At 45.7% G+C, this 9,803-nt stretch carries 12 protein-coding genes; 4 read left to right on the forward strand and 8 right to left on the reverse strand.

Going from position 1 to position 9,803, the window contains the following annotated elements:
• The 3 genes from B3182_RS12075 to B3182_RS12085 form a co-directional block, all read right to left on the reverse strand.
• Positions 1-919 (reverse strand): metallophosphoesterase family protein (locus tag B3182_RS12075; protein WP_414683346.1); only part of this gene is annotated, 919 nt, incomplete at its 3' end.
• Between the two features lie 90 nt (positions 920-1,009).
• Positions 1,010-1,609: an exopolysaccharide biosynthesis protein gene (locus tag B3182_RS12080; protein WP_292353600.1), complete on the reverse strand. Its 600-nt coding sequence runs from the start codon at positions 1,607-1,609 to the stop codon at positions 1,010-1,012.
• Between the two features lie 14 nt (positions 1,610-1,623).
• Positions 1,624-2,577: an arsenic resistance protein gene (locus tag B3182_RS12085; RefSeq protein ID WP_292353599.1), complete on the reverse strand. Its 954-nt coding sequence runs from the start codon at positions 2,575-2,577 to the stop codon at positions 1,624-1,626.
• A gap of 131 nt (positions 2,578-2,708) precedes the next feature.
• Between B3182_RS12085 and B3182_RS12090 the strand changes: the two genes are divergently transcribed.
• Complete coding sequence (locus tag B3182_RS12090; RefSeq protein WP_292353598.1) at positions 2,709-2,966, forward strand: hypothetical protein; 258 nt, start codon at positions 2,709-2,711, stop codon at positions 2,964-2,966.
• 34 nt (positions 2,967-3,000) lie between these two features.
• Here B3182_RS12090 and B3182_RS12095 read toward each other — a convergent pair whose 3' ends face one another.
• Positions 3,001-3,888: a mechanosensitive ion channel domain-containing protein gene (locus B3182_RS12095; protein WP_292353597.1), complete on the reverse strand. Its 888-nt coding sequence runs from the start codon at positions 3,886-3,888 to the stop codon at positions 3,001-3,003.
• A 325-nt stretch (positions 3,889-4,213) separates the two neighbouring features.
• Between B3182_RS12095 and B3182_RS12100 the strand changes: the two genes are divergently transcribed.
• The 3 genes from B3182_RS12100 to B3182_RS12110 all read left to right on the forward strand — a co-directional run bounded on the left by B3182_RS12100 (position 4,214) and on the right by B3182_RS12110 (position 7,103).
• Entirely contained in the window at positions 4,214-5,623 is a 1,410-nt protein-coding gene (locus B3182_RS12100) for a PhoH family protein (protein ID WP_292353596.1), read from the forward strand.
• A 134-nt stretch (positions 5,624-5,757) separates the two neighbouring features.
• The gene (locus tag B3182_RS12105; RefSeq protein ID WP_292400200.1) at positions 5,758-6,357 is read left to right on the forward strand and encodes a PilZ domain-containing protein; all 600 of its coding nucleotides are present in this window, start codon (positions 5,758-5,760) and stop codon (positions 6,355-6,357) included.
• An 86-nt stretch (positions 6,358-6,443) separates the two neighbouring features.
• Complete coding sequence (locus B3182_RS12110) at positions 6,444-7,103, forward strand: glutathione S-transferase (protein WP_292353594.1); 660 nt, start codon at positions 6,444-6,446, stop codon at positions 7,101-7,103.
• Positions 7,104-7,106: 3 nt separating this feature from the next.
• Here the strand turns inward: B3182_RS12110 and bioD are convergent, their stop codons facing one another.
• The 4 genes from bioD to B3182_RS12130 all read right to left on the reverse strand — a co-directional run.
• The gene (gene bioD, locus B3182_RS12115; RefSeq protein ID WP_292353593.1) at positions 7,107-7,763 is read right to left on the reverse strand and encodes a dethiobiotin synthase; all 657 of its coding nucleotides are present in this window, start codon (positions 7,761-7,763) and stop codon (positions 7,107-7,109) included.
• Positions 7,763-8,662 (reverse strand): malonyl-ACP O-methyltransferase BioC, encoded by a 900-nt coding sequence (bioC, locus tag B3182_RS12120; protein WP_292353592.1) that lies wholly within the window; start codon positions 8,660-8,662, stop codon positions 7,763-7,765. Before bioC ends, bioD begins: the two co-directional genes overlap by 1 nt.
• Positions 8,655-9,413 carry a pimeloyl-ACP methyl ester esterase BioH gene (gene bioH, locus B3182_RS12125; protein WP_292752906.1) on the reverse strand — a complete coding sequence of 253 codons (759 nt, stop codon included), beginning with the start codon at positions 9,411-9,413 and terminating at the stop codon, positions 8,655-8,657. The genes bioC and bioH overlap by 8 nt, the downstream gene beginning before the upstream one ends.
• The coding region (locus tag B3182_RS12130) for an aminotransferase class I/II-fold pyridoxal phosphate-dependent enzyme (protein WP_292752908.1) at positions 9,403-9,803 on the reverse strand (401 nt) is incomplete at its 5' end. The genes B3182_RS12130 and bioH, both read right to left, overlap by 11 nt.

Below are 9,803 nucleotides of genomic sequence, written 5' to 3' on the forward strand. Positions count from 1 at the left end.
CAAAGCTTACATAAATAAATGTATAAATCGCTGACCAAACGCTGTCCAGCGTGTTAAGTATTGAATAGCTACTGATATCCAACCTTACTGGACTTATGCCAATCTCATCACCATTTACAGTCACTTGAACGTAATGATGAAAGCTGTCTTCATCATTTACTATCAAACCGCCTGCCCCCCCTGTTGTGACATAACGCACGCCATTTTTCAGCTGTTGATGAAACAGTGACAAATTGGCTGAAAACACCACATCAACTTTATGTCGCTCGAAAAGTTCTATGAATGCTTTACGGACAATGCTATCACCAAAGTAATTTTCTGATTCAAAAGCTGGAGTTTCCTCCAAAGCCTGATGCAGTGGCAGACCGATAAACACAAATCGGTTAGCTTGTTTAGATGATTCCAGTTCCCGATCCAGCCAATCCAGCTGCCATTGCAAAGGTGAATTTCCGGTGTTATCAACAAATAAGAAATGATTTTCACCAGCAATAAATGAAAAGAAATGTGGCCCTAAATGTTTATAAAACCTGACATCACCAAAATCACTTTCCTCATTTTCTCCGTATGTAAGCAGCCAGGGAATATCCAGTTCATGTAGCAGTTTGAACAATGAACGATAATTTTCTTCTGCCCCACTACTGACGGCATTTCCGGCAGAAATTAGAAAGCGGTTATCAGAAGCATTGATCAAAGGAATGAGCTGTTTTTGAAAAATATGCGTCGAATTATTGATGTTCCCCACCACTGCAAAATTAAACTGCTCCTGTTGAGCAATAGTTTTAATTCTGCTGACTTGCTCGGAATGGAGCGATTTAAAGTCTGTTTCAGATAGATGCAAATAAAACTGATAGCCCACCAGCAGCAGAATCAAAGCCACATTGAGATAATAGATAATTCGTAATTTTGTGCGTCGCTGCATCTTTAGCTCAAACCTTCATGTAATACAGCTATCAAGGAAAATTTGTCTCGCTAAAGCAAAATGAGCAGTCAAAAATCTTATCTGTCCAACTCAAAACAGATTAGCGATAATAAGCCATGCCGTCAGACCAGTCAGAATAAACGAAAATAACGATAGCAACCCATCGCTGGCAATCAGTGCCAGACCAAATGCCACTATTGCAAGACCTCCTGCATTGGCGCTGAAAGGTACGACCTCCATAAACGGTAACATCAATGCGATGAAAATACAGACAATGGCAATGACATATTTGGCTGTTCCATTGACGAAGATCAATAATCTTGGGCGAATCAGTTTATCGATAAAGTGTGCAGGTTTACGTAACCACTCAACCGCTTTGAGTAATTTTTCACTGGGTACAGCGCGTTGTAATAGCCATTTGGGCAACCAGAAATGTTCCTGACCAATAACTAACTGAACAGCAACTAATAAAATAAACAACCCCATAATAGTGGGAACACCCGGAATATCCCCTATCACTGGTGCCAATATAATCAGGCCTGCCAACAGCAATAACGGTCCAAATGAACGGCGGCCAATCATATCCATAATGCTATCGATGGAAACCTTTTCATTGCGTTTTTGCTCAGCAGCTTCCCCAATGCAATCAAACAATTGCTCAAGATTGGTTAGTTGTTGATGCTTAGCCATTGATATTTACCTGTCTAAGGAAAAAGCTGCTTCGGTACCCACCATAAAAACACCATCATGCCAATCAACTCGACCAGTGACTGAAACACAATTACCACCACTGCTAGCTCGTAATTCGCTGGTAAAGCCAAAGCCAATGGCAGCATGACAAATGAATTGCGGGTTCCAAAACTGAATGCCAACACTCTACCCTGTGCAGATGACAGATGTAATAACCTCGATAAAACTCTGGCCATCAGAGCGACAATCAGCAGAAATAAAACAAACACCAGCAACAAACCGGGCAGCAGCGCTAACGAACCCAGAACAATTGCCACTTGTGAGCTGGCGATAATAAACATAACCAATGCCAGGACGGTGACGGGGAACCATGCCAGATAGTTTATGAACTGCTCGCCTGATGGATGCTGTTCGGCAAATTTCTGTGTTGCCCAGGCCAATATCAATGGCACGACAATTAAGCCGATAAAAACCCATAGCATCTCACTGTGCGCCAGACTGACAGTGAATTCATTGCCCAGAAAAACATACAGATAAAATGGTAACAATATAACTTGCAACAACAAGCTAATCGGCGCGAAAGTGATGGCCTGCCGGGTATCGCCGCCAGCAAGCTGAGTAAAGGTAATAAACCAGTCGGTACAGGGCACTAATAACACTAGCAAAATTCCCAGCCGTACCGCCGGATCATCTGGAGCCAACATCAACAAACCAGCCACAACAACTGGAATGAACAAAAAATTACCCACTATGGCTGCAATCAAAAACCGGGGATTGAAGGACGTCTCACGCAGATGCGTTAACGATACCTGGGTAAAAGTTGAAAATAACAGCAACCCTAATAATGGCCAGACTAAAACCTCCACATAGCTGCTTAGATGCGGATACATTACACCTGATATCAAGCCCAGTGATATCGCCACCAGATAAATGAACAGCTGATTTTTTTCTAACTGTAGCCGAGTCAAAGCTGAGATTTCCCCAAAGTCGATTAACTGAAGTTAACGCATCATGAAGCTTTATCATTTACTAATAGTGCTAATAAAATAGCAAGCCAGCACGTTAATCAGATCTTTTCCTTCGAACAAGGATCCACTTTATGCAAAATTTTTTTACTAAACCCATTATTGCCATCGTACTTTCGTCAGGTTTTATGACCATGGCGTTTGCTGAGGATGATGGTGAAGGCAAACAAGTCATCATCGACAGTGAAAACGGTAAAGAATCCGTCACTATTGAAGAATCTCAAACCGGCGATCAATCCGGGGCGGGGTCGGCTATCACCGATGATCTTGTCAATGATGAAAGAAGAAATGACGAAGACGACAACACGGATAAACCAAAGTATGAAGAATAGTTGTGTCAGCTATTAGCTGCGATCTGGAGGAAAATTAATTTTCCTCTTTCTCTGCTTCCTCTTCGTCAGTGCTTTTACCTTTACCGGAATAATCTTCCGTAAATACCTCTGAAAGAATCAACTGTTCGATATAACTGCGTTGCGACGCTCTCACCGGAAAACGTACCACCAGATGAATCTCCGCCGCGGTTGGGACTTGAATGGTAACGCGGGGATCCACTGAACTTGCATCCAGTCCCCGTTCATCACTGAGTCTCTGCATATATAACCGGGCATTCTCAAGATAGGGCAGACAGTGCTTGGAAGCAGCTACCAATAAAGCTTGCTGAGCAGCCTGCCACTTATCCGTTCTTTTAAACGGCACCGTGAATACATGCAAAACGTATTGTCGGGTATAGCTTTCATTGATAACGGGTTCTGAGACAAATAAAGCATTGGGAATTACCGCCATACGCCCGGTGCGTTGATGGGTCAATTTACCGGGGCCAACCTCCAGTATAGTAGTGGCCAACAAGGTTTGATCGATAACATCACCACGAAAATCCCTGATTTGAATCCTGTCACCAATATCAAAAGAGCCTGCACCGGTTTTCAGTAGTGATCCTGTCACACAAAGGATCAGTTCTTTAGTCGCCACCACAAATGCCACGGCAATCGCTACAACGGATAACGCCAGGGTTCTGAGCTCTTCTCCCCAGATTAAGATCAATCCCAGAATGAAGATGAGAATAATGCCATTGCGGGTCTGCACCAGCCATTTTCGCCGTAATTCACTGGAGTCGACAGTCCGGCGAATAAATCGCGACGCAAGGGAGTTTAAAACCAGCACCACAAGCAACAGGATAACAGTGCTGCCAAACAAACTGATGATTGGCAAAAAAAACGCAAAGGTTTCCTGTGAAATTCCAAGTTTTTCGTTCATTCAAATAGCCTGTTTCAGATGGCGGGATGCGTTATAACTTGATTTGCTGTAATTAACATTATCGATAAAAATTAGACCTCTCAATAATGAGTTTACATTGGGTCGACAAATAATGTCGCCAGACAAATTGTTCATCCCTTGCTGAAGCTCAATCACTTTTAGCAAAATCATTCGCAATACCTCCATTACAAAGCATTATTTACAGTGGTTTCAATAACCTATTTAGTTTCCCTGTAGAAAACCCTCTGGAGCCTCTTTGCAGATGCGTATTCTTCGATCATAATCAAATGCAGGTACGTCACTATAACAAGAGGATCTCTTCCGAATGATTAAACGACCCGACGCGACAAAACGTCTGTTTGTACTTGATACCAATGTGCTGATGCACGACCCCACTGCTCTCTTCCGTTTTGATGAACATGATATTTTTCTGCCAATGGTGGTGCTCGAAGAGCTCGACAGAGGTAAAAAAGGTCTATCCGAGGTATCACGCAATGTACGCCAGGTCAGTCGTTTTCTGGATGATCTACTGGAACAGGCCGCAGACAACGATGCCATAAATCTGGGCATTCCGTTACCCAGTGTAACCAATAGTGATGTGCCTCAGGCCAGTGGCCGCTTGTTTTTCCAGACCCGACAAATGTCCGGCGAGTTACCTAAAGAGTTACCCGGCCAAATCGCTGATAATGCCATTCTGGCTGTTGCAATCAATCTGCAACAGGCTCAGGTTGATACCAACGTTATTCTGGTTTCCAAAGATATTAATCTGCGTATCAAAGCCACGGTATTAGGTATTTGCGCCGAAGATTATTACAACGATAAAGTGCTGGATGATGTGGATCTGTTATATCGCGGGTCCAGCGAACTTAAAGCCGACTTCTGGGAAGACCTGAACCGCCTCGAATCATGGACGGAAGATGGCCGTACTTTCTATCAAGTGGAAGGCGAAGTCGTCAAAGACTGGTACCCCAACCAATTGATTTATTCACCCGGTGAAGAACGGGCGATTGAAGCAGTAGTGCGTAATAACAATGAAACCACCGCCGATATCGAATTAATCCATGATTATCGCCGGGAAAATCATTCGGTCTGGGGCATTACCGCTCGCAACCGCGAACAGAATTTTGCCTTGAACTTATTAATGGATCCGGAAATCGATTTTGTCACCCTGCTGGGTCAGGCCGGTACCGGTAAAACCCTGCTGACGCTGGCCGCTGCGTTAACCCAATGCATCGAACACAAACGTTATGGTGAGATCATCATGACCCGGGTCACGGTGCCAGTGGGTGAAGATATCGGCTTTCTGCCCGGTACTGAAGAAGAAAAAATGACACCATGGATGGGCGCATTAATGGATAACCTGGAAGTGCTCAACAAAACTGATGGTGGCGACTGGGGTCGTCAGGCTACAAATGATTTACTGCAGCGCTGGATTAAAATTCGCTCATTGAACTTTATGCGTGGCCGTACTTTCCTCAATCGCTTTATCATTATTGATGAAGCGCAGAATCTGACCTCGAAACAAATGAAAACCCTGATTACTAGGGCGGGTCCAGGCACCAAGATTGTCTGCCTGGGTAATATTTCGCAAATTGATACGCCGTATTTGAGTGAGACCACTTCGGGCCTGACTTATGTGGTGGATCATTTTAAAAACTGGCCACATAGCGGGCATATCACCCTGTTGAGAGGGGAACGATCACGTCTGGCTGACTTTGCTTCAGAAAACTTGTAATCTGTTTAACAAAAGTGACATGTACGGCACAGAGAAAATATGCTTTCTGTGCCGTACATGTTTTAAAATGATTCGACTTTTAACAGGTAATGGCAGTGATTCATTAAATGAATCATGGGCAGACAGGAAAGCAAATGATGAACGAAACCACCGCTACAGGCGCCGATCGTCGCGCATTTTTCCGCATTAATGATCGACTTGTCCTGTCCCTCATTCCATTAACTGAAGCAGAAGCAGAACACATTGGTCAGTCTATTATTGATGCCACACCTGAGGCCGGACAGTTGACACAGCAACTTTCAACCATCCAGAAAAGTTTTAATCACCTGACCGATCAAATCGGTCATTCTGACAGAGATATCGCCAGAGCCCTGCGAATGCTTGATGATAAGGTGAATCTGCTGGCTCAGAATGTCCAGTTATTACACACACCGCTAAACCCGGAAACCGCCAATGAAGTGAATCTCAGTGCAGGCGGACTGGCTTTGATGACCGATACCGTATTTGAAGCCCGGTCACCACTCGAAATCAGAATGCAACTATTACCTGGTGGTTTGCATATCCGGGCAATTGCCAAAGTCATTGGCTGTGATCAAATGATTGAAAGTACTGGCGGGAAAAGTTTTTATCTGCGGGTAGCCTTTACCCATATGAGTGAAACCGATCGCAACATTCTGGTCAAACATACGTTAAACCGTCAGGCAGAAGAACTGCGGAACAGCAAACAAGCTTAGCGTTACTGTTCACGCAAATATCTTGTTCAACGCACCGCCTGCCTGATGACTGCCTAGCAGGCAGCCCAATTTAGCAAGAGCGTGATATGTCAATCAAACGCCCAATTCTCTATAGTTTTCGCCGTTGCCCGTACGCAATGCGTGCGCGTCTGGCCATTGCCATTGCCGGTTGTGAAGTAGAAATACGGGAAGTCGTATTAAAAGATAAACCAGCTGAATTGCTGGAAATCTCACCAAAAGCCACGGTGCCGGTACTGTTGGACAGCAATAATAATGTCATAGAGGAAAGTCTCGACATTATGCTTTGGGCTGCTGCACATCATGCCATATGGCAATCTTTGGACGAACAGCAACGTAAGGAAGCGTTAATGTTAATTGAAGAAAATGACGTCAGTTTCAAACAGATGCTGGATCGCTACAAATACGCCGATCGTTATCCAGAACATAGTGAGCTTTACTACCGCGAACAAGGCGAACAGTTTTTAGCCAAACTGGAAAAGCGTCTCCACCAGCAAACCGGCTTAATGACTGATTCTCTTACGTTAGTAGATTTTGCTCTGTTGCCTTTTATCAGACAATTTGCTCTGGTGGATTGGGAATGGTTTAGCCATGCGAATTATCCAAAACTGCAGAACTGGCTGAATGGCTTTCTTCAGTCCGACCTGTTCAAGCTAGTGATGCATAAATATCCGCAATGGCAGACAGGAGATGAAATCACTGTTTTCCCGGTAACGCAGCAACAATAAACGTTATAAAGTCAGATATGCGCTGGCATCTTCATCTTGGGCTAGTCTGGGCACAATCCCCAGACAGGGCGCCGTGATACGTTGCTTCAGACTTTGGATAATCGCGGTTGACTGTGAATCATTAAGAAAATCATTGGCGACCCAACCCACCAGATTGAGACCGGAGTCGGCAATCGCCTGAACCGTCAGCAGAGCATGGTTAATGCAGCCCAGCTTTATCGCCACCACCAGCACTACTGGTAATTTCAATGCTTTCGCCAAATCGGCAATTGTTTGCTGATCATTTAATGGCACCAGCCAGCCACCTGCCCCTTCGACCACGACGGCATCTGCCTGTAACCGCATCGCAGCAAATTGGCTTTCAATAACCGTCAGTGAAATGGTTTCGCCTACCTGTTCCGCTGCAAGATGTGGGGCAATCGCCGGTTCAAAGGCATAAGGATTGACCTGCGAATACGGTAACTTGATATCTGCCTGCTGGCTGAGGGCCAGTGCATCCTCATTTTGCAATTGCCCATCCCGCCACTCACAGCCACTGGCGACCGGTTTCATTGCCGCGACTCTCAGGCCCTGCTGTTGTAAAACTTTGATCAGTCCGACACTGATACGGGTTTTACCGACTTCGGTATCGGTGCCGGTAACAAATATATGCTGAGTCATCAGAGCTTGCTTCTCAATTGGTCGAGACTGACTGCCACACAGCCATCTTCGGTCATCTGCAGTGAATTCTCCCCTGCCCAGGCATGTCCGTATATTACTTCATAAGTGGCTGGAAGTTGCCCATTGATCCGGAATTGTTCACTGGCATGGGTTACTTTTTTCAAAGTGTTTTTACCCGTTAAGCCACGGCGCCGTCCATGATTGACATTGCGCGCTCCCAATTGCTGCAGATCACGCATCATGCTGACCAGATCGGGATATTGCAATGTATGCCGATCACTATCCAAAACCGGATCAGCAAGCCCGGCCGTAAACATGGCTTCCGCCACATCATGCATATCCAGAAATACATTGATATGCGGATAATTATCTACTGCCGCCCAACTTTGACGTAGCTCCTGCAAGGTATCAGGTCCCAGCGTACTGAACATCAGTAAACCACCGGGGCGCAAAACGCGTTGTATCTCTGCGAATACTGATGTCAGATCACACCATTGCAAAGCAAGGTTGGCATACACTAAATCCACGCTATTATCGGCCAAGGGTAATTGCTCAGCATCACCGGCAATAAATAAAGGTGATTTTTGCCCCGGTAACCAGCGACGTAAACCTTGATCTTTAAGATAACGCTGTCTGGCCTGGTTAAGCATCGCCGGTGCAATATCAACTGCCACTTGCCGGGCAGCCGGATACCGCTGCTGCAGCAAATGCAGATTGCGTCCTGTGCCGGTTCCCAAGTCCAGAATATGCTGTGGATTGATTTTGACCAGATCCAGACGCTCCAGCATTTCATCTGCGGTATCGCGCTGCAATATCGCCACATCATCATAACTGACGGCGGCTTTGCCAAAGCTGCGTGCTACACGATTTTTTTCCGGTCCTGATGCCTGGTCAGTCATGCAGAAATCCGTATATGTGGTTCGCACAAAGTTGTGGTTGCGAGATAAAAGGCGCATGACCTGCACCGGCAATACGTTCAATCACGATATTGGAATTTAACTCTGACAAACGTTCAGCCAGTGAAATGGGGACCAGTTGATCACGCTCCCCAAGAATGCACTGTACCGGCTGGCTCAATTGACTGAGCGCCAGACGTAAATCAAGGATTTCCAGTAATTCCAGTCCAGCCTTTAACGCCTCGGGATGCGCCACATTATCCGCAGTTTGTTCAGCCAGTAGCTGAATAGTTTCCCGACTGCCTTCCGCCCCACGGGCCTGTAACATCACAAAGCGTTTCAGGGTTTCCCGTTGATTTTGATCAAGTTGACCAGAAAATACATAAAACACAGCTTCATCCATCGCCTCTGACCAATCATCCGCCGTCACAAATTTCGGATTTGCCGCCATCAGGATAAGTTTGCTGACCCGCTGGGGAAACCTTGCGGCAAATGCCAGACTTAATTGACCACCCAACGACCAGCCCAGCCAAAAAGCAGTTTCTGGAACATTGCGTTCTAATTCATCCAGGATATTGTTGATCTGCAGTGCGTCGGAATGCCATTCAGAAGTACCATGTCCTGGTAAATCAACAAGGTGTAAGGTGAATTTTTCCGCCAGTAATTCAGCCAGCGGCTGCCAGACGCCACTATGCATGCTCCAGCCATGCAGTAAAACCAAATCAGGTCCCTGGCCCATTTGTTTAATGTCCATAACTGGCCTCCAGAGCACCAAGCAATTTATTTATATGTTCGGCATCGTGAGCTGTAGAAAGCGTAATACGTAATCTGGCGGTATTTTTCGGCACAGTCGGTGGCCGAATAATGCCGACTAGAATGCCGTGCTGTTCCAGATCCTGTCCTAATTTAAGGGCTTTTTTATCATCACCGATCAACAGCGGTTGAATCGCCGTTTGCGATGGCATTAGAGGTAATCCCAGTTGATCCGCCCCATCACGAAACTGTTTGATAAGTTTTTGTAATTTGTCACGCCGCCAGGTTTCCTGTTGCACCAGTTTTAAACTTGCCAGCGTTGCTGCTGCAATCGCCGGGGGCTGGGCAGTGGTGTAGATAAAACTGCGAGCCTGTTGCACCAGAGTTTCAA

It is taken from the genome of Methylophaga sp. UBA4204, from assembly GCF_002379485.1.
GTDB lineage: Bacteria > Pseudomonadota > Gammaproteobacteria > Nitrosococcales > Methylophagaceae > Methylophaga.